Below are 20,528 nucleotides of genomic sequence, written 5' to 3' on the forward strand. Positions count from 1 at the left end.
AACTGTTTTCTGCTCTATTTTGTCGAAATTTATTTTTCTTCTTGTGATGAATTAACGGACTCTGTGCTTTCAGTTTTCTTGGCTGACTTGATGAGAATCTTGCCATTGCTGGTCATGATAGCTTTGAGATCTTTTTCGCTTGGATTTTCCAGATAGAAGTCAGTGATAGCATCTTCGATATGGTCCTGAATGGTACGGCGCAGTGGGCGAGCCCCCATTTTCGGATCGTAGCCCAGATCAACCAATTTTTCCTTGACCTTCTCCGTAACATCCAGATGAATATCGTTGGTTGCCAAGCGTTGATTGACATCGTCTAGCATCAGGTTGACGATTTGCAGCAGGTTGTCCTTGCTGAGCGCCTGGAATTCGATAATGCCGTCAAAGCGGTTCATAAACTCTGGACTGAAGAAGTTGCCCAATTCACCCAAGACGGAGTTGGTGCGGCCTTCACGCGCTGCCCCAAAGCCAACGCTGGCTTCAGCTTTGCCAGTTCCGGCATTGGATGTCATGATGATAATGGTGTCCTTGAAGCTGACAGTACGGCCTTGGCCATCAGTCAGGCGGCCATCATCTAGAACCTGCAGGAACATGTGCATAACATCGGGATGGGCCTTTTCCACCTCATCCAGCAGAATGAGTGAGTATGGATTGCGGCGTACGCGCTCAGTCAATTGACCAGCTTCATCATAGCCGACATAGCCCGGAGGGGCACCGACTAGCTTGGCCACGCTGTGTTTTTCCATATATTCACTCATATCAAAGCGAATCATGCTGTCAGCCGAGCCAAAGAGCTCAATGGCTAGTTGCTTAGACAGCTCGGTTTTACCGACACCAGTTGGTCCGACAAAGAGGAAGCTACCGATTGGGCGATTGGGACTCCCTAGTCCGACCCGGTTGCGGCGGATGGCCTTGGCAATCTTATCCACAGCATCGTCTTGACCGATGACATGAGCCTTTAAGTCACTGGCAAGATTGACCAGCTGAGACTGTTCCTTTTCTTTGAGGTCGCCAACTGGGATATTAGTCTTTTGCTCTACGATGTGCTCAATCGTTTTCTCGCTGATAATCGGAGTATCCTTGTCTAGTACACTTGTCTGCTGGAGTTCCTTGTACTTGGCAATCTGGTCGCGGAAGTAAGCTGCTTTCTCGAAGTCTTCGTCGCGGGTTGCCTGAGCCTTGAGATTTTCGGCCTCAATCAGACGTTGGTCAATGACCTTGGGATCAACGAAGTTGAGGGTCAGATTCATCTTGGATCCAGCCTCATCCAAGAGGTCAATGGCCTTGTCTGGTAGGAAGCGATCTTGGATATAGCGATTGGAGAGAAGGGCAGCAGCTTCAATGGCCGCATCCGTGTACTTGACGTGATGGTAGTCTTCGTATTTTTTCTGAATCCCTTTGAGGATGGTAATCGTTTCCTCTACCGTCGGCTCGTCTACCTTAACGGGCTGCATGCGGCGCTCCAGTGCAGCATCCTTCTCAATGATGCGATATTCGTTGAGGGTAGTCGCTCCGACCATTTGGAGTTCTCCGCGAGCCAGAGCTGGTTTGAGGATGTTCCCAGCGTCCATATTGCCATCGCCAGCAGAGCCTGCTCCGACAATTTCATGGATTTCATCAATAAAGAGAATGACATCCTGACGAGAACGAATCTCATCAATGAGCTTCTGCATTCTCTCCTCAAATTGGCCACGGATACCAGTTCCCTGTACTAAGCTGACAACGTCTAGGCGGATAACTTCTTTGCCTTGGAGTTTATGAGGCACATCACCATCAACAATTTTTTGGGCTAAGCCTTCCACCACGGCAGTTTTTCCGACTCCTGGCTCTCCTATGAGAACAGGATTGTTTTTGGTGCGGCGGTTGAGGATTTCAATGACACGGACGATTTCTTCATCACGGCCAATAACAGGATCAATCTCGCCTCGGCGAGCCAACTCAGTTACATTGATACCAAACTCTTCCAGCAGGCCTTTTGGCTTTTGCGGACTTGGCTGAGGCTGACCACCCTTGCTAGGATTGGAGCCATAGCCGCCACCGCCCCCATAGGCTCCGCCAGATTGGGTGGGAGGAGTAGTTGGTTCCTGAGGCTGTTGGAAATTGCTGAGGCTGTTGAAGAAGTCATCAATCGGATCCGTACCATGATTGTTGGCATTGGCAATTCCACCGAACAAGGAATGTTCAGGGTCTGTTTTCATGATTTGGTAGCAGTTTTGGCACAAATCCACCTGTTGTTTATGACCATTTACGTTGGTATAAAGGTGAATCGTAGATTCATTGATTTTACAATTTTGGCAAAGCATGCAGTTACCTCTTTTCTTTTAGTGTGCAAGCTATTTATAGAAATAATTAAAGGTCAAAAATAGTCAAAGTTTTATAGTTTCATTATATCAGTATTCTCGAACTTTGCAAGAATTTACTACAAAATCCTCCCTTAGACTGAGCAGAATGAAAACAAATTCTTGAAAAATTACAAAAAATTGGCTTTTAGTGGTATTTCAGTCGCTATTTATGGTAAAATAAGAGGGAACTAAGTAAATAGGAGAAACAAAATGGAATCACATTTAGTTAGAATTATTAACCGCTTAGAAGCTATGGCTAAGGATGGCGGAAATTTAAAACGTAATTTTGAGCGTGAAGGAGTGGTTGTAGCAGAAGTAGCTTACAGTTACGACGAAGAAAACGGCTCTGTCTTCACCTTGCGTGACGTTGCAGCGCGTGAGACCTATACTTTCGATAGCATCGATTTGATTGCAATGGAAATTTATGAATTACTCTACTAAAAAGCACTTAGCTGCTTTTTATTTTTTACCCTTTTTATCTTGTTTTGAAAAAGATTTAGTAGGTCTGAAAATTTTACCACTAGCTGCCAATGAATCCTCGTCTTATAACCTTGTATAAGAAAAAGTTATAGGCTGGACACAGATTTTTTTGGTATAATGAAAAAGATAATGAAAAAGAAATGAGAATGACATGGCGCAGATTATTGATGGTAGAGGTTTGGCAGAGAAGCTTCAGAAAAAATTAGCCGAAAAAACGGCTCGCCTCAAAGAAAAGACAGGTCAGGTACCGGGCTTGGTAGTGATTGTGGTGGGAAATAATCCAGCCAGTCAAATCTACGTCCGTAATAAAGAGCGCTCGGCCTTGGCTGCTGGCTTTCGGAGTAAGATAGAACGTCTGCCAGAAGAAACCAGCCAGGAAGAGCTCTTGAGCTTGATTGAAACTTATAATCAAAATCCTGATTGGCATGGGATTTTGGTCCAGCTGCCCTTGCCTGAACATATTGATGATGAAGCTGTGCTTCTAGCCATTGATCCAGACAAGGATGTTGATGGCTTTCATCCGCTTAATATGGGCAAGCTATGGAGCGGTCATCCTGTTATGATTCCGGCTACTCCTGCAGGCATTATGGCTATGTTCCATGAATATGGTGTTGAACTAGAAGGCAAGCGAGCGGTCGTCATCGGGCGAAGTAATATTGTCGGTAAGCCCATGGCTCAGCTCCTTTTAGCTAAGAATGCGACAGTGACCCTAACGCATTCGCGGACCCACAATCTAGCCAAGACTGCGAAACGGGCAGATATTTTGGTGGTGGCCATCGGACGTGGACATTTTGTGACCAAGGACTTTGTCAAGGAAGGAGCTGTTGTCATTGATGTTGGTATGAACCGAGATGAAAATGGTAAGCTGATTGGCGATGTTAAGTTTGATGAAGTGTCTGAAATTGCCAGTCTGATTACCCCTGTACCTGGAGGTGTTGGTCCTATGACCATTACCATGCTGATGGAGCAGACCTACCAAGCCTTTAAACGGAGTCTTGAATCATGAAATTTGTTTTTGATTTGGATGGGACCTTGTCCTTTGATTATATGACGATTGATGAGGAGATTAAGCAGGTTCTGCTGACGGCTCCTCAGTTTGGGCATGAAGTTTTGTTTGCTTCGGCGCGCTCCTATCGGGATTGTCTGGGACTATTGGGTCCGGAATTGAGCCAGCATATAGTGATTGGCCTGAACGGCGGAGTAGCTTATCAGAATGGACAGCTGATGTTTGAGCGTCAGCTGCCTCAGACAAGTTATCAAGCCATTTTAGATACTTGTTTGACCTATAATTTGCCTTTTTTCGTTGATAATACTTTTGACTACAGCGGCCAGATTTTAGAAAAAATCCCTTTTATTGCCAGTGTAGATCCTCTCAAGCGGGCAAGACGGCTGGAACTGACTGAACTCCAGCATCCTATTAAGCTTGTTATTTACATGGGGAATCATGAGCAACTCTTAGACGATTTACAGGCTCGTTTTGCAAACTTGCCCAATCTGAGTCTAGACTATCATGAACATGAGAAATGTTTTTATATCAATCCAGCTGAAACCAATAAGGCTTCGACTGTAAAGGAACTCTGCGGTTCGGATTATGTGGCTTTTGGTAATGATCAAAATGATATCCAGCTCTTTAAGAATTCTCTCTACGCTGTGCAGGTTGGGGATTTCTCAGGATTGAGCGATTATGCTGATGAGCAGGTTGCCTTTCAGGAAAATTTACCCAAGGCAGTCGCAGCAAGAATCTTACAAAAATTTGCAGATTTCCGAAGAAAATAACTTTCCTGCGATACGAGGCACCTGTTTAGGTGCCTTTTGGTGTATAATGAAGATATGTTTGGTCATCTTGAGACAAGTGCAGGATGAAGTTGGTCTAGGAGAATATCATGTCAAAAAATGCTGAAAATATTTTAAAAAGAGTCATTCGGAAACGCCCCTTGGACAGTCACAAGGGAGATTACGGTCGTCTTTTACTGATTGGAGGGACTTATCCTTATGGTGGTGCCATCATCATGGCAGCTTTAGCAGCAGTCAATAGCGGAGCTGGTCTGGTGACTGTTGCTACAGATAGAGACAATATCGCCCCTCTGCACAGTCATTTACCGGAGGCCATGGCCTTTGACTTAGAGGAGCAAGACCGATTGACAGAGCAGCTGACCAAATCAGATCTAGTCTTGATTGGTCCTGGACTGGCGGAAAATCAACTAGGTCTAGATATCCTACAAAAGGTAATCCAGACTGTGGCAGAACAGCAGATACTTATCATGGATGGCGGCGCCATTTCACTTTTTAGCAAAGGAGCTTTGCCATTTCCAAAAGCCCAAACAGTTTTTACCCCTCACCAGAAGGAGTGGGAAGGCTTATCGGGTTTGAGCTTGTCAGATCAGACAGCGGCAGCCAATCAGGCGGCGGTCAATCAACTGCCTCTGGGCAGTATTGTCGTACAGAAAAAGCATGGGACGACCATCTATCAAAGTGGGCAAGAGCAGGTCTTTGAGCTGACAGTAGGCGGACCTTATCAGGCAACTGGCGGCATGGGGGATACGCTGGCCGGTATGATTGCTGCTTTTGCAGGACAGTTCAAGTCAAGCAGTCTCTTTGAGCGAGTGGCGGCTGCAACCCTTCTTCATTCCCTTATCGCAGATGATTTGAGTCATGAAGCTTATGTCGTCCTGCCAACGGCAATCAGTAGAGCCATTCCAAGGTGGATGAAGAAGATGAGTCGGTAGACTTTTTCTTGGGTTTTAAGTCAGCTGGGGTTCTTTTGTGGAAGCCCAGTTTTTTTCTTGCTTTTCAGGGGATTTTTAGACTTTGTAATCGGTTTTTTATGCAGTTTTTTGTTATAATAAAAGTTACGGAAAAACTAGAAAAGAAAGGAAAAGGACATGCCAGAGTATTTGTCGGTTTCGACCTTGACCAAGTATCTGAAGATGAAGTTTGAGAGGGATCCTTATTTGGAGCGGGTCTATCTGACTGGCCAGGTGTCCAATTTTCGCCGACGTCCTAATCATCAATATTTTTCATTAAAAGATGAGAAGGCCGTCATTCAGGTTACGATTTGGTCTGGTGTCTACCAGAAGTTGGGCTTTGAGCTGGAAGAAGGCATGAAAATCAATGTAATTGGCCGGGTGCAGCTCTATGAGCCGAGTGGTTCCTATTCTATTATCATTGAAAAGGCAGAGCCGGATGGTATCGGAGCTTTAGCTATCCAGTTTGAACAGCTTAAGAAAAAATTGGGGGAAGAAGGGCTTTTTCAAGAGAAATTCAAGCAAGCCTTGACCCAATTTCCTAAGAAAATCGGCGTTGTAACCAGTCCTAGCGGAGCGGTCATCCGAGACATTATCACGACGGTCAGCCGTCGCTTCCCGGGAGTGGAGATTGTCCTTTATCCTACCAAGGTACAGGGAGATGGGGCTGCAGCTCAGGTTGCTGACCACATCAGACTGGCCAATGAGCGGTCGGATTTGGATGTACTGATTATTGGTCGAGGCGGTGGTTCTATCGAAGATCTCTGGGCTTTCAACGAAGAGGAAACAGTTCGGGCCATTTTTGAGTCTCGGATTCCTGTTATTTCTAGTGTCGGCCATGAGACAGATACGACTTTGGCAGACTTTGTGGCAGATCGCAGGGCTGCGACTCCGACGGCTGCGGCTGAACTAGCTACACCGGTTACCAAACTAGATCTGCTGGGACATTTGCAGCAGCAGGAAAACCGCATGTCACGAGCGATTTCCAATCGCCTGAGCTATTATCGGGAGCGGCTGAATAAACTGACCCAGTCGGTTATCTTCCGACAGCCAGAGCGGCTTTACGATGCCCATCTGCAGAAATTAGACCAGCTCAACCTGCGACTGAAGCAAAAAATTCGCGAATATTATAGTGAAGAGCAACAGCGGGTCAAAATCTTGCAGCATCGTTTGGAAGCATTGAATCCGCTCAGTCGCGTTCAGCGTCTTCAAGAGCAGACTGCCCAGCTGGAGCGTTTGCTGCGCAGCAATATGGCGGTCATTTATGATAACAAGGTAGCTCAAGTCAGGAGATTGTCCGAGGCCTTGCTTATGCTGGATACCAGTCGAATCGTGGCGCGTGGCTATGCTATTGTCCAAAAGAATCAAAAGGTTGTCGAGTCAAGTTCTGGCATTGAAGAAAAAGATGAGCTGACCCTGCTTATGCGGGATGGGCAGCTGGAAGTAGAGGTAAAACATGTCCAAAGAAAAGAAATTTGAAGAGAGTTTAGCAGACTTGGAAGTGATTGTCCAAAAGCTGGAAAATGGTGATGTAGCGCTGGAAGAGGCGATTGCGGAATTTCAAAAGGGGATGAAGCTTTCAAAGGAACTCCAGGCTAGTCTGGACAAGGCAGAAAAGACCTTAGTTAAGGTCATGCAGGCAGACGGCACAGAAACGGAAATGGAATGACAAGAAACGAGAAACTGGAAAAGATTGGTCTGACGATTGAGGATTTTTATAAGTCTCAACAAGTGTCGTCGGATTTATCAGAAGTTATTTTGTACTCGGTGCAGGCTGGAGGCAAGCGGATTCGTCCCTTATTGCTATTGGAGTTGATTCAAGCTTTTGGCCTAGAGCTGGCTGAGGCCCACTATCAGGTCGCGGCGGCTCTTGAGATGATTCACACTGGCAGCCTTATCCATGATGATTTACCGGCTATGGATGATGACGACTATCGTCGCGGCCGCTTGACTAGCCATAAGAAGTTTGGAGAGGATATGGCTATTTTAGCGGGTGACTCTCTCTTTTTGGACCCCTATGGTCTATTGGCAAGAGCCGAGCTGCCTAGTCGGGTCAAGGTGGAATTAATTTCTGAGTTGTCTCTGGCAGCAGGGAGCTTTGGTATGGTCGCAGGACAAGTTCTGGACATGCAAGGCGAAGGCCAAGCAATTAGTTTAGAAGACTTAAAAACCATCCATGCCAATAAGACTGGAAAACTTCTGACGTATCCTTTTGTCGCAGCTGGTTTGATTGCTGGGGCCGAGCAGTCTGTTCAAGATAAGCTTCGTCGGATTGGAGAGCTCTTGGGCTTGGCCTTTCAAGTGCGGGATGATATTTTGGATGTGACAGCTAGTTTTGAAGAGCTTGGTAAAACCCCGCAGAAGGATTTAGCTGCGGCCAAGTCGACTTATCCAGCCTTTCTGGGTCTAGATGGAGCTAAGAGTTTTTTCAATCAGACTCTTGCTGAAGCTATGGACATTCTGACAGACTTGGAAGAAAAGACAGAGTTTTCAGGCGGAGAAATTCAACAGATAATAGAAAGTTTGAGATTGAATGGCTAAGGAAAGAGTAGATGTGCTGGCCTACAGACAAGGGCTCTTTGAGACCAGAGAGCAGGCTAAGCGTGGTGTAATGGCTGGGCTGGTTATTGCTGCAGCTAATGGCCAGCGCTTTGACAAGCCAGGTGAAAAGATTGACACGGCCACAGAGCTACGCTTAAAAGGTGAGAAACTCAGATATGTCAGCCGAGGCGGTCTCAAGCTAGAAAAGGCTTTGCAAGTCTTTGATATTTCGGTCACTGACCGAGTGACCTTGGATATCGGAGCTTCGACCGGCGGTTTTACAGATGTCATGCTGCAGCACGGAGCTAAGCTGGTCTATGCGGTAGATGTAGGCACCAATCAGTTGGCTTGGAAGCTCAGACAGGATGAGCGGGTTGTCAGCATGGAGCAGTTTAATTTTCGCTATGCCCAAAGGACTGACTTTGAGCAGGAGCCGAGCTTTGCCAGTATTGACGTCAGTTTTATATCGCTGAGCTTGATTTTGCCAGCTCTGCATGAGATTTTGACTCGGGATGGCCAAGTGGTCGCCTTGATCAAGCCCCAGTTTGAAGCGGGCCGCGAGCAGATTGGAAAAAAAGGGATTGTCAAGGATAAAAAGGTCCATTTAGCAGTTCTGGAAAAGGTCACAGCATTTATGATGGAGGCTGGTTTTTCTGTCAGGGGACTGGATTTTTCGCCTATTCAGGGAGGTCAGGGCAATGTAGAATTTCTGGCCTATTTAGAAAAGAGCACAGAGCCGCAGTCTCTTGATTCAGCAATGATAACAGCTGTCGTAGAGGCAGCACACAAGGAATTTAAGGATGAATAAGAAGGATAGATTAGAAAAGATTAGACGCTTTGTCAGTGACTATGACATTGGCACACAGGAGGAAATTGTAGAACATCTCAGGGAATCTGGGATTACAGCGACCCAGGCTACGGTCTCTAGGGATATCAAAGAGCTGGGGATTGTCAAGATACCACTCAAGGACAACACTTATATCTACGAGCTGCCTAAGACCATGACTAGCAGTCTGGGCTTGGCTGAAAATAACATCCTGTCCTGTCAGGTTTTGGGAAATATGATAAATCTCAGTCTGGTACCGGGGAGCACAGCACTGGTCAAGCGTCATCTTAGAAATGAATTTGCTGAAGATATTTTCAGTATCTTGGCAGATAACGACAGTATTTTGATGGTTATGATGACAGAGGAAGCAGCCGCAAGGATTGCGACCATCATTCACCATTGGTAGGAAAGCCTATGTTATTAGAAATTTCGATTAAAAATTTTGCCATTATTGAGGAGATTTCTCTTAATTTTGAGCAAGGTATGACGGTTTTGACCGGGGAAACCGGAGCCGGCAAGTCTATTATTATTGATGCGATGAACATGATGCTGGGCAGCCGTGCTACGACGGATGTTATTCGTCATGGGGCACCCAAAGCTGAGATAGAGGGACTTTTTTCGCTGGAAAATAGCAGAGCTTTGCGAGAGATTTTTGAGGAGCAGGGCTGGGAGCTGACCGATGAGCTGATTATCCGTCGGGAAATTCTGCAAAACGGCCGCAGTGTTAGTCGTATCAATGGCCAGATGGTTAATTTGTCTGTTCTAAAGGCTGTTGGCCAGCATTTGGTAGATATACATGGTCAGCACGATCAGGAAGAATTGATGAGACCCCAGCTTCATATCGCTATGCTAGATGAGTTTGGAACAGCAGACTTTTTAAATCTCAAGGGTCGCTATCAGGAAACCTTTGACCGCTATCGAAGCCTGCGTAAGCAATTGCTGACTCTACAGAAAAATCAGCAGGAGCATAAGGCCAGAATTGAGATGCTGGAGTTTCAGATGGCGGAGATTGAGAGCGCAGCCCTCAAAAGTGGTGAAGATACTGCTCTGCATCAGGAGCGGGATCGCTTGCTCAACCACAAGCTCATTGCCGATACGCTGACGAACGCCTATACCATGCTGGATAATGAAGATTTTTCCAGTCTGACCAATGTCCGATCAGCTATGAATGACCTTGAGTCTATCGAGGATTACGATCCAGCCTACAAGGAGCTTTCAGGCAGCTTGTCAGAGACTTATTATGTCTTGGAAGATGTCAGCAAGCGCTTAGAGGATATTTTAGATGAACTGGACTTTGACGGAGATCGGCTGCTGCAGGTGGAGAGTCGCTTAGACTTGATTAACAGCATCACGCGTAAATACGGCGGCCAAGTAGATGATGTGCTGGATTACTTTGCTCAGATTTCCAAAGAATACAGCCTTTTGACCGGAAGTAATTTGTCCTCAGAGGATATGGATCGAGAGCTGAAGGTCTTGGAGAGAGAGCTGGTAGAGCTGGCTCAGGAGCTGAGTCAGGCTCGTCACGGCCTAGCAGCCCAGCTGGAAGCAGAAATCAAGCAAGAGCTGCAAGACCTCTATATGGAAAAGGCGCGCTTTAAAGTGCAGTTCAATAAGGGCAAGTTCAACCGTGAAGGCAATGAACAAGTAGAGTTTTACATCTCAGCCAATCCGGGCGAGGATTTCAAACCTTTGGTGAAGGTTGCCTCTGGAGGCGAGCTCTCCCGTCTCATGCTGGCTATCAAGTCTGCCTTTTCTCGTAAGGAAGGTAAGACCAGCATTGTCTTTGACGAAGTGGATACGGGCGTTTCTGGCCGAGTGGCCCAGGCTATTGCTCAGAAGATTTACAAAATTGGCTCCAATGGGCAAGTCTTGGCAATTTCCCATCTGCCGCAGGTCATTGCGATTGCCGATTATCAGTTCTTTATTGAGAAGATTTCGGATGAGAATTCGACCGTCTCAACGGTGCGGCTGCTGACGGCTGACGAGCGTGTTCAGGAAGTCGCTAAGATGCTGGCTGGCGAAGATGTGACGGAGGCTGCTTTGACTCAAGCCAGAGAATTATTAAAAAAATAAACAAGCGAGGCTGAGACACTAGTGTTTCGGTCTCCTTTAGGAGGTGGCGCGTATGACAGAATATTTTGCAATAGGTGATGTCCATGGTAAGGTTGGTATGCTAGATGAGCTGCTCCAGCACTGGGACGGTCGCAGCCAACCAGTCTTTCTAGGCGACTTGATCGATCGAGGCGAGGACAGCCGAGCAGTTTTGGAGCGGGTCAAGGATTTAGTGGATCAGAAAGGAGCTATCTGTCTTTCTGGTAATCATGAGTATATGTTTCTGACCTGGTTGGACAATCCTGAAAAGTCTTATGACCACTACCGACGCAATGGCGGAGATACGACGATTAATTCGCTTTTAGGCCGACCTCTCAATGCTCCTGTAGATGGACTAGCAGATGCGGAACGTGTCAAGACGGAGGCGGCCGATTTAGTAGATTTTATTCGTCAGATGCCCTTCCTATTGGAAACAGAGCGGTACATTTTTGTCCATGCTGGTCTAGATTTGGAGTTGAAAGACTGGCGAGAGACCAGTGATTATCAAAAAGTTTGGATTCGCGCGCCTTTTCACGAAGGCAGCAATCAGACTGGCAAAACGATTGTCTTTGGCCATACACCAACATTTTACCTCTTGCATGAGGCACCGGGAACTGATCAGCTATGGATGACTGAGGATGGCAAGATTGGCATGGATGGCGGAGCTGTTTATGGCGGAGTCCTCCACGGAGTTCTCTTTGGTCATAATGGCATCATAGAGCAGTATGCTATAAAAAATGATGGTTTGGTAGCTGAAGACTGAAAAAAGATTGGGAAAATCCAATCTTTTTTTGCGGAGATTCTCTTTGAAAACCAGCTTTTTCCTAAAATTTTCCCCAATAAAGCTAAAAAAGCTGCATGTAAACACTTTTTCATCTAATTTTAAAGAAGCGCAAAAAGATTAAAAAACTAAAACAGGCAGATTAAATTTAGGAAACGCTTGGACCGAGCTGTGATTTTAGCGAATATTCCCCCACAAAACCATAAAAATTTGGTATAATGTAGTGTAATAACAAGTTAAAATTTAGATACAGAGTAGGAAATCTATGACAAAAATAAAAATCGTAACAGACTCATCTGTAACCATTGAACCAGAGGTTGCTAAGGAATTAGACATTACAATTGTACCTCTCTCTGTTATGGTGGACGGGGTGGTCTATTCGGATGCAGATCTAGAGGAAGGTGAGTTTCTTCGTCTCATGCAGTCTAGTCGCAATCTTCCTAAAACCAGCCAGCCGCCTGTCGGAGTCTTTGCTGATGTTTTTGAGCAATTGGCTGAGGATGGAGCGCAGATTATCTCCATTCACATGTCTCACGCTTTATCAGGAACTGTCGAAGCAGCCCGTCAGGGAGCGACTTTGGCTAATGCTGATGTGACGGTTGTTGACAGCTCTTTTACTGATCAGGCTATGAAGTTCCAAGTTACAGAAGCAGCTAAGCTGGCCAAGGAAGGAGTTAGACTAGAGGATATTCTGGCTAAAATAGAGGAAGTGAAGCAAAAGACTGAACTCTACATTGGTCTCTCTACCTTAGAAAATTTGGTTAAAGGAGGCCGTATTGGCCGAGTTTCTGGCCTGATTAGCTCCTTGCTTAATATCCGAGTCATCATGCAAATGAAGAACCATCAGCTGGAGCCCATTGTCAAGGGGAGGGGTGCTAAGACCTTTAAAAAATGGCTGGATGATTTGACAGCAAGCCTGCAAAACAAGCAAGTGGCTAAGCTTGGAATTTCCTATGCAGGCAGTCCAGAATTGGCCCAGGAAATGAAGGAAAGTTTACAGCCATATGTCAAGAAACCTATTTCAGTGCTGGAAACAGGGTCCATTATTCAGACACATACAGGGGAAAATGCTTGGGCTGTGCTGATTCGTTACGAATAAAACCATAATAATTTAGAAAATAGCGGTTTAGTACTTGACCTGAATGCTTTTTTTAGATATGATAATATTTGTTAGGGTTATTAACCCAGAAAAAATTTGGAGGATTTGTTAAATGGCTAACAAACAAGATTTGATCGCAAAAGTAGCAGAAGCTACAGAATTGACTAAAAAAGATTCAGCAGCAGCAGTTGACGCTGTATTCGCAGCTGTAACTGAGTACCTTTCAAAAGGTGAAAAAGTTCAACTTATCGGTTTTGGTAACTTTGAAGTTCGTGAGCGTGCAGCACGTAAAGGTCGCAACCCACAAACTGGTAAAGAAATCAAAATCGCAGCTTCTAAAGTACCAGCTTTCAAAGCAGGTAAAGCTCTTAAAGACGCTGTAAAATAATTTTGGTTAATAAAGCCTGATACACTTGCCTATGGCGAGTATGTCAGGTTTTTCTTTTTGCTCTCATTTCTTGAGCTTAATAAGAGATTTAGGTGCTTCGAGAAAGTTGATTGATGAACTTTCTTGGAGTTTTTATTTTGCAGTAAAGTGAAGAAATTTGTCTCTAAACAAAAGAGAATGATAAAGGACAAACATATTTAAAGACGTGAAATAAAAAGTTTAGGAGGTGAGAAATGAAATGGAAACCACTTCAGGGCTCATTGCGTCCTGTTAATCCTTATGGCAGCGAATTTCGCCTGCTGATGGGATTGTTTGTCGTGCTTTTTTCAATCTTTCTATTACCCATGCAGACATTGACTGCTTTGGAGGAGCAGTTGGTTTGAGCAAATGTCAGCGCGACTAAGACTTAAGCTTCAGTAAAAAGCTTTGAAAATCTAGAATATATGAGAAGTCTGTTATCTCAACTTTTGTTGGGAATAGCAGGCTTTTTATTTTCAAGGAAAGATAAGCATTAAAAGCAGTCAAATGCTTGAATTTTTCATAAAATTAAAAATGAGCTTGTATTTTTCTAGCAAATATGGTAAACTATTTTAGTAAAAAATTATACAAAGGAGACTGTTGATGAAGACAAAAACATTAGCACTCGTAAATGGACTTGTTGGACTTATCGGTGGTATTATTCTACTTTTGTGGCCTTTCTTCATTTGGGTTATTTATTTTATGCTAGGTGTATTTGACATCCTGAAAATTGCAATCCTAGCTTTGGGAATTGCTGGTATTGTCTACTATAAGGATGACAATCGTGTGGGACCAGCAGGCTCTATCTTGATGATTGTAGGTGGAATTTTTACCTTTAATGACTTCTTGGGCTGGATTGGTGCTATTCTTTCTATCATAGGCGGTTCCCTTTATTTAGCAAGCTTGAAGAGATTCCAAGCATAGAGCGAGGATTGAAAAAATACTAGTTTAAAGCTTGCATTGCCTTAAATGGATAAGCAATCATGCAGAAGCAGGATGATGAACTTTGGTTAGTTCTGTCCTGCTTTTTTCTTTTTAGCTTATTTACAATCATTCTTAATAGCCAAGTAAGCCTAGTCATGGTATAATGGTAATGACTTAGATGAGAGGCTATAACGGAGTAAATAATGAAACAAGAACATCAGCATGACTTTGACCAAGTAATTGGCCATTTGCGCGCCAAGGGTGTGCGCATTACAGAAACGCGGAAGGCGGTAATTGACTATATTATCCAAAGTCACGACCATCCTAGCGCTGAAATGATATATCAGGACTTGAAGCCCAATTTTCCTAATATGAGTCTGGCAACAGTTTATAATAATCTCAAGGTTCTGATTGATGAGGGGTTTGTCGCTGAGCTCAAGGTTCGCAATGATACGACGACCTACTTTGACTTTATGGGCCATCAGCACCTCAATGTTATCTGTGAAAAATGTGGCCGTATCGCTGATATGGAGCTGGAACTTCCTGATGTGAAGCATGAGGCTGAAGTGCAGACTGGCTATCACATCACCCAAAGCCAGACGACTGTCTATGGCCTATGCCCCCAATGCCAGTAAGAGGCGGTGTGACTGCGAGAATGATTAGGAGTTTTTGGAGTCTCAAAGACGAACAAAGTTGTGACTTGCTTCGCAAATTCTATCTGCAACTTCAAAGCAGCAATTTGACAATCGGCTATTGTGTCAAGATTCTATTTCTAATAAAAAGCAAGGCTAGAACTTATGTCTCTTAGCCTTTTTCTATGTGTTTTAGCAAGGCATGTTCGCAGGATATCATCTGAGCTTAGAGACGTTGGTACCTAGTCAAGTACAGCACTTAGCAAGATCAGATATTTTAAGTACAACCCCTTATATACTTATGCTATTATTTTACAGGCCAATTCTCTTTTGATATAATGAAAGCAGAATAAAGCCTTGTACAAAGAGATTCAAAGAGTTCTGAAGGATTTACAATATAGGTAAATTCGTCATAAGTCTGTAGTATCGAAATCTTTAAGGGGTATTACTTTGTGGGTAGGTTAGATTTTTAGGAGGTCTTATGTTCTGGTGGAGAAAGAAATGGCTGGATGAGTTGTCAGACAGTGATGAATCGCCTCTTTTGGAATGTCGTCATCTTCTCTTTGAAGAGGAAGCTGGCTATCCCATTTGCCCCTCTTGCGGTGGACTCATAAAAGAGAATTTTCCTAAGAAAGGCGCGGACAAAGCACGTCTGCACCTGATATGGGAGAAGATGCAGCGAGTATGGAGTGTAAGATTTGGAAGGGAATTTTCAGCAGCTTTGTTTGTGATACCAGCTATTTTTCTTCCAGAATTTTTAAGCCGTTGGATTTTAACCACTGGAGATTACGGCTTTTCTAGCTTTTTCATTGCTAGCCGTCATACGCCTACAATGATTAGCTTCACTTATGAAGGCTACATTCCTTTATTCATCTTTTTTATGGGCAAAGAACGCTTTAAACGTTTCTCTACTTTTTCTTTAGGATTTGAGCGTTTTCATAAAATCCTTTATTCTTGTCCTGTTCGGCTTGTTACTTTTATCGCTGTTATTTGCTTTATTAATATTATTATGCCAAAGATTTATGGGGTTGAAGGAGATGTCTTTATAGGTAAACATAGCCAGCTAACTCCGGCCCAGCATGCTAAAGGTGTAGAACTTTTCATTTTTGTCAATATGCTCTCTATCTGGATTGTGTCTGGCTTACTGCTTATTTATCAGTTGATAGACAGGCGGCGGACTTGGTGGCTTAAGGAAGCCAACGAGGTTTATCTATCTGGTGGGTGTTAGGGCAAAGGTTTCTGCTCGGAAATACAAAAGCGCTTTCTTGTTGAAAAAGGTCTGATTTGACGAAATAGGCTAGCTTTTTAGGCGAAAATTTTGTAAAATAGAATAGATAAACGGGGACTGCCTCGGAAAATAAAAGGAGAATCCATCTAATGGTAAAATTAGTTTTTGCTCGCCACGGTGAGTCTGAATGGAACAAAGCTAACCTGTTCACTGGTTGGGCCGATGTTGATTTGTCTGAAAAAGGTACACAGCAAGCAATCGACGCTGGTAAACTGATTAAAGAAGCTGGTATCGAGTTTGACCAAGCTTACACTTCAGTATTGAAGCGTGCGATTAAGACAACTAACCTTGCTTTGGAAGCAGCTGATCAGCTTTGGGTACCAGTTGAAAAATCATGGCGTTTGAACGAGCGTCATTATGGCGGTCTGACTGGTAAAAACAAGGCAGAAGCAGCTGAGCAATTTGGTGATGAGCAAGTGCATATCTGGCGTCGTTCATACGATGTATTGCCTCCAAACATGGATCGCGATGATGAGCACTCAGCACACACTGACCGTCGTTATGCTTCACTTGACGACTCAGTTATTCCAGATGCTGAAAACTTGAAAGTTACTTTGGAACGTGCCCTTCCATTCTGGGAAGACAAGATTGCTCCAGCTTTGAAAGATGGCAAAAATGTCTTTGTAGGTGCACACGGTAACTCAATCCGTGCCCTTGTGAAGCACATCAAACAATTGTCTGACGATGAAATCATGGATGTGGAAATTCCAAACTTCCCACCATTGGTATTCGAATTTGACGAGAAATTGAACGTAGTAAAAGAATACTACCTTGGAAAATAAGCTTAAAGGAATCTGAGATTATTCTCAGGTTCTTTGCTTTTACAGAGAGGAAGGACAAGGATTACTAGAAGCTTAGCTGGCAAGTCTTTTCTGTTCCGAGGTTTAGCGGATCTCCTATTAACTCGTCCACATTTTCAGATTTTCTATCAGTTTTGAAACATTCATCGAGCTGGATTTATGGTAAAATAAAGGTCAGAACTTTTACTAGAATGAGAGAGAAGATGGCAAGGAAGAAGAGAAAATTTGACAGTCATTCCATCACCAGAAGACTTTATCTGCTGTTTGGAATCGTGATGCTTTTGTTTTTAGCCTTGATTGCCCGTCTGGGCTATATGCAGGTGGTCAATCAGGACTTTTACACGGATAAGTTAGCCAAGGCCAGCAAGACCAAGATTACGACTAGCTCAGTGCGGGGGCAGATTTATGATGCTACCGGCAAGCCCTTGGTGGAAAATACGACCAAGCAGGTAGTGACCTATACACGGGATAACCGGCTGACGGCTGGGGAGATTCGGGCGACTGCTCAAAAGCTCCTGACCTATGTCAGTGTCAGCGATACAGAGGTGACAGACCGCCAAGAAGTCGATTATTATTTGGCGGACAGCGCAGTCTATCAAGAAGTAGTGGAAAAGCTACCCAAGGACAAGAAATTTGATACAGACGGCAACCGCCTGCCTGAGTCCAAAATCTATAAAGCGGCAGCTGAGAGCATTGACCCTAAGCAGCTGGGCTATACGGATGAGGAAAAGAAGGCCATCGTTCTCTTTAGTCAGATGAATGCGATTTCCAACTTTGCGACGGGGACCATCCAGACAGATGCGCTAACAACAGAGCAGGTAGCTGTACTGGCTTCCAGCAGCAAAGAGCTGCCAGGTATCAGTGTCTCAACGGGCTGGGACCGCAAGGTCTTGGATACCTCACTGGCTTCTATCGTGGGTAATATCTCGACAGAAAAGACTGGACTTCCGGCTGAGGAAGTGGATGATTACCTGAAAAAAGGCTACTCCCTCAATGACCGGGTGGGGACCTCCTATCTGGAAAAGCAGTATGAGTCAGTCCTGCAAGGCAAGCGAGCTGAGAAGGAGATTCATCTGGACAAAAATGGTAATATGGAGAGTGTGGAAAATATCTCTGACGGCAGTAAGGGAGACAATCTCAAGCTGACGGTGGACTTAAGCTTCCAGCAGGGAGTGGAGGACATTCTCAAAAATGCCTTTAATGCAGAGTTGGCTAGTGGCAATGCGACCTACTCTGAGGGTGTCTATGCCGTAGCTATGGATCCCAATACTGGCGCTGTCTTGGCTATGGCAGGCATACGTCACAATCTGGAAACTGGAGAAAACTCTGTCGATGCTCTGGGAACCATGACCAATGTCTTTGTTCCGGGATCTGTGGTCAAGGCTGCAACATTGACCTCGGGCTGGGAGAATAACGCCATTAGCGGCAACCAAGTCCTGACAGACCAGCCAATTAGCTTTGGCGGTACGGACAGTATCACTTCTTGGTTCACCCAGTATGGTTCACGTGCTATCACAGCCCAAGAGGCCTTGGAATACTCTTCCAATACCTATATGGTGCAGGTAGCGCTGAAGATGATGGGGACGCCTTACTCAGCGGATATGAAGCTGGATTTTGATGAGCTGGATCCGTCCATGAAAAAGCTGCGGTCGACCTTTGCAGAATATGGTCTAGGCACTTCGACAGGGATTGATTTGCCAAATGAGTCCACAGGCTATCTTCCAGACAAGTTTACCTTTGCTAACTATCTGACCAATTCGTTCGGCCAGTTTGACAACTATACGACGCTTCAGCTGGCCCAGTATGCCTCAACAGTAGCTAATAATGGCAAGCGTGTGGCTCCGCATATCGTTGAAGGCATTTACGGCAACAGCGACCAAGGAGGACTCGGTGATTTGGTGCAGAAAATTGACACCAAAGAGCTGAACCAGGTCAATATCTCTGACGAGGATATGAGCATTATCAAGCAAGGCTTCTATCAAGTGGTTCATGGCAGCAGTGGCTTTACGACTGGTCGGACCATTTCTCAGGGAGAGAGCGTGCCAATTAGTGCCAAGACTGGTACGGCCGAGACCTTCGTGGACAAGGGCAAGAAAGAAGCCATCAATACCAATGTCGTGTCCTATGCACCGAGTGAGAAGCCGCAGATTGCGGTGGCAGTGGTGTTCCCTCACAATACAAACCTATCTTCTACTGTCAGCCACAGTATCACTCGCGATATTATCAATCTTTACAACCAACAACACCCTATGAATTAGTGCTCAATGAAAATCATCAGCAAACGGAGAAAGCTAAAGCTGTCAGTGCTCAAGTGAAGCAATCTGGTTTGAGGAGATTTTTTGAGAATAGAGAAAGGATTTTATGCTTTACCCAACCCCTATTGCCAAGCTGATTGACAGTTTTTCAAAGCTGCCCGGCATTGGCATCAAAACAGCCACTCGACTGGCTTTTTACACCATTGGCATGAGTGATGACGATGTCAATGAATTTGCCAAGAATCTGCTGGCTGCTAAGCGTGAGCTGAGCTACTGCTCTGTCTGCGGCAACCTGACGGATGAAGACCCTTGTGCTATCTGTCAAGACCAGTCGCGCGATCAATCAACTATTTTGATCGTTGAAGACAGCCGAGATGTGTCAGCCATGGAAAATATCCAGGAATACCATGGACTTTATCATGTCTTGCATGGCTTGATTTCACCTATGAACGGCGTTGGACCGGACGATATCAATCTCAAGAGTCTAATCACTCGTCTGATGGATAGTGAGGTGACGGAGGTTATCGTCGCGACCAATGCGACTGCGGATGGCGAAGCGACTTCTATGTATATTTCCCGTGTCTTGAAACCTGCTGGGATTAAGGTGACTCGCCTAGCGCGTGGTTTGGCGGTTGGCTCCGATATTGAGTATGCGGACGAGGTTACGCTGATTCGCGCTATCGAAAATCGGACGGAATTATAAACATCAAGGATTTTTCTGGCTCTAGCTGGCTGGAAGAGTCCTTTTTTCTGTTCAAAAATGCTGGGAATTGTGATATACTAAAACGGACTGATACAGAAGCTCTTGCTTAGAAGAATCGACTAGCTAGGTAGGTGTAAAACCAAGCTTTTGAGCTTGATTCTTCTCGATCTGGCAGCTTTTGTAAATTGTACTATTTTTAGAAAATGATAGGAAAAATCATGGCAAAACAAAGATTGATTTTATTGTATGGCGGACGCAGTGCAGAGCGGGAAGTTTCTGTTTTATCAGCTGAGAGCGTCATGCGGGCTGTCAATTATGATAGATTTTCAGTGAAGACTTACTTCATCACCAAGGACGGAGATTTTATTCAAACTCAGGAATTTGAAGCAAAGCCAATGGCTGATGAGAAGCTTATGACCAATGCCACAGTGGATATGTCTCGGAAGATTAAGCCTAGCGATATTTATGAAGAAGGAGCAGTGGTCTTTCCAGTTCTGCATGGTCCCATGGGTGAAGATGGCTCTATTCAAGGCTTCCTAGAAGTGCTCAAAATGCCTTATGTCGGCTGTAATATTTTATCTTCTGGCCTGGCTATGGATAAAATTACGACCAAGCGAGT

General features: G+C 44.7%; 22 protein-coding genes and 1 pseudogene. 22 read left to right on the top strand and 1 reads right to left on the bottom strand.

The window, feature by feature from the left end; all coding sequences use genetic code 11:
* Positions 1 to 29: 29 nt before the first annotated feature.
* Positions 30 to 2,300: an ATP-dependent Clp protease ATP-binding subunit gene (locus QZ169_RS06260; RefSeq protein ID WP_295505428.1), complete on the bottom strand. Its 2,271-nt coding sequence runs from the start codon at positions 2,298 to 2,300 to the stop codon at positions 30 to 32.
* A 249-nt stretch (positions 2,301 to 2,549) separates the two neighbouring features.
* Here QZ169_RS06260 and QZ169_RS06265 point away from each other — a divergent pair, with 249 nt between their 5' ends.
* The 22 genes and pseudogenes from QZ169_RS06265 to QZ169_RS06365 form a co-directional block, all read left to right on the top strand.
* Complete coding sequence (locus QZ169_RS06265) at positions 2,550 to 2,780, top strand: DUF1797 family protein (protein ID WP_002896146.1); 231 nt, start codon at positions 2,550 to 2,552, stop codon at positions 2,778 to 2,780.
* A 190-nt stretch (positions 2,781 to 2,970) separates the two neighbouring features.
* Positions 2,971 to 3,825 (top strand): bifunctional methylenetetrahydrofolate dehydrogenase/methenyltetrahydrofolate cyclohydrolase, encoded by an 855-nt coding sequence (locus QZ169_RS06270; RefSeq protein ID WP_125434150.1) that lies wholly within the window; start codon positions 2,971 to 2,973, stop codon positions 3,823 to 3,825.
* Positions 3,822 to 4,595 (top strand): HAD hydrolase family protein, encoded by a 774-nt coding sequence (locus QZ169_RS06275; protein WP_295505434.1) that lies wholly within the window; start codon positions 3,822 to 3,824, stop codon positions 4,593 to 4,595. Before QZ169_RS06270 ends, QZ169_RS06275 begins: the two co-directional genes overlap by 4 nt.
* 107 nt (positions 4,596 to 4,702) lie before the next feature.
* On the top strand, positions 4,703 to 5,545 hold the full coding sequence (locus QZ169_RS06280; RefSeq protein WP_295505436.1) for an NAD(P)H-hydrate dehydratase: 843 nt from the start codon (positions 4,703 to 4,705) through the stop codon (positions 5,543 to 5,545).
* A complete protein-coding gene (locus QZ169_RS11560) occupies positions 5,521 to 5,757 on the top strand; it encodes an initiator RepB protein (protein WP_367113042.1) in 237 nt (78 codons plus the stop codon). The genes QZ169_RS06280 and QZ169_RS11560 overlap by 25 nt, the downstream gene beginning before the upstream one ends.
* On the top strand, positions 5,702 to 7,042 hold the full coding sequence (gene xseA, locus QZ169_RS06285) for an exodeoxyribonuclease VII large subunit (protein WP_295505438.1): 1,341 nt from the start codon (positions 5,702 to 5,704) through the stop codon (positions 7,040 to 7,042). Before QZ169_RS11560 ends, xseA begins: the two co-directional genes overlap by 56 nt.
* Positions 7,020 to 7,232, top strand: a complete 213-nt coding sequence (locus QZ169_RS06290) for an exodeoxyribonuclease VII small subunit (protein ID WP_295505440.1) — start codon at positions 7,020 to 7,022, stop codon at positions 7,230 to 7,232. Before xseA ends, QZ169_RS06290 begins: the two co-directional genes overlap by 23 nt.
* Positions 7,229 to 8,104 (top strand): polyprenyl synthetase family protein, encoded by an 876-nt coding sequence (locus QZ169_RS06295; protein ID WP_295505442.1) that lies wholly within the window; start codon positions 7,229 to 7,231, stop codon positions 8,102 to 8,104. The genes QZ169_RS06290 and QZ169_RS06295 overlap by 4 nt, the downstream gene beginning before the upstream one ends.
* Positions 8,097 to 8,912 (top strand): TlyA family RNA methyltransferase, encoded by an 816-nt coding sequence (locus tag QZ169_RS06300; protein WP_295505444.1) that lies wholly within the window; start codon positions 8,097 to 8,099, stop codon positions 8,910 to 8,912. The genes QZ169_RS06295 and QZ169_RS06300 overlap by 8 nt, the downstream gene beginning before the upstream one ends.
* Positions 8,905 to 9,336, top strand: a complete 432-nt coding sequence (locus QZ169_RS06305) for an arginine repressor (protein ID WP_002915680.1) — start codon at positions 8,905 to 8,907, stop codon at positions 9,334 to 9,336. Before QZ169_RS06300 ends, QZ169_RS06305 begins: the two co-directional genes overlap by 8 nt.
* 8 nt (positions 9,337 to 9,344) lie before the next feature.
* Complete coding sequence (gene recN / locus QZ169_RS06310; protein ID WP_295505448.1) at positions 9,345 to 11,003, top strand: DNA repair protein RecN; 1,659 nt, start codon at positions 9,345 to 9,347, stop codon at positions 11,001 to 11,003.
* Positions 11,004 to 11,055: 52 nt separating this feature from the next.
* Positions 11,056 to 11,784: a metallophosphoesterase gene (locus tag QZ169_RS06315; protein ID WP_295505452.1), complete on the top strand. Its 729-nt coding sequence runs from the start codon at positions 11,056 to 11,058 to the stop codon at positions 11,782 to 11,784.
* A gap of 283 nt (positions 11,785 to 12,067) precedes the next feature.
* Positions 12,068 to 12,901 (top strand): DegV family protein, encoded by an 834-nt coding sequence (locus QZ169_RS06320; protein ID WP_295505454.1) that lies wholly within the window; start codon positions 12,068 to 12,070, stop codon positions 12,899 to 12,901.
* A gap of 112 nt (positions 12,902 to 13,013) precedes the next feature.
* Entirely contained in the window at positions 13,014 to 13,289 is a 276-nt protein-coding gene (locus tag QZ169_RS06325) for an HU family DNA-binding protein (protein ID WP_002896125.1), read from the top strand.
* Between the two features lie 233 nt (positions 13,290 to 13,522).
* A complete protein-coding gene (locus QZ169_RS06330) occupies positions 13,523 to 13,672 on the top strand; it encodes a hypothetical protein (RefSeq protein ID WP_295505456.1) in 150 nt (49 codons plus the stop codon).
* 238 nt (positions 13,673 to 13,910) lie between these two features.
* Complete coding sequence (locus QZ169_RS06335; RefSeq protein WP_002896121.1) at positions 13,911 to 14,231, top strand: hypothetical protein; 321 nt, start codon at positions 13,911 to 13,913, stop codon at positions 14,229 to 14,231.
* A gap of 203 nt (positions 14,232 to 14,434) precedes the next feature.
* Positions 14,435 to 14,866 (top strand): Fur family transcriptional regulator, encoded by a 432-nt coding sequence (locus QZ169_RS06340; RefSeq protein ID WP_125381854.1) that lies wholly within the window; start codon positions 14,435 to 14,437, stop codon positions 14,864 to 14,866.
* A 478-nt stretch (positions 14,867 to 15,344) separates the two neighbouring features.
* Positions 15,345 to 16,091 carry a hypothetical protein gene (locus QZ169_RS06345; RefSeq protein WP_125381852.1) on the top strand — a complete coding sequence of 249 codons (747 nt, stop codon included), beginning with the start codon at positions 15,345 to 15,347 and terminating at the stop codon, positions 16,089 to 16,091.
* 149 nt (positions 16,092 to 16,240) lie between these two features.
* Positions 16,241 to 16,933, top strand: coding sequence for a phosphoglycerate mutase (locus QZ169_RS06350; protein ID WP_002898001.1), 693 nt, complete (start codon positions 16,241 to 16,243; stop codon positions 16,931 to 16,933).
* A 209-nt stretch (positions 16,934 to 17,142) separates the two neighbouring features.
* Complete coding sequence (pbp2b, locus tag QZ169_RS06355; RefSeq protein ID WP_080979536.1) at positions 17,143 to 19,209, top strand: penicillin-binding protein PBP2B; 2,067 nt, start codon at positions 17,143 to 17,145, stop codon at positions 19,207 to 19,209.
* A 103-nt stretch (positions 19,210 to 19,312) separates the two neighbouring features.
* Positions 19,313 to 19,909 (top strand): recombination mediator RecR, encoded by a 597-nt coding sequence (recR, locus tag QZ169_RS06360; protein WP_002897999.1) that lies wholly within the window; start codon positions 19,313 to 19,315, stop codon positions 19,907 to 19,909.
* Positions 19,910 to 20,127: 218 nt separating this feature from the next.
* Positions 20,128 to 20,528, top strand: a pseudogene (locus QZ169_RS06365) (D-alanine--D-alanine ligase); the annotation flags it as partial.

This window comes from uncultured Streptococcus sp. (genome assembly GCF_905372115.1).
GTDB lineage: Bacteria > Bacillota > Bacilli > Lactobacillales > Streptococcaceae > Streptococcus.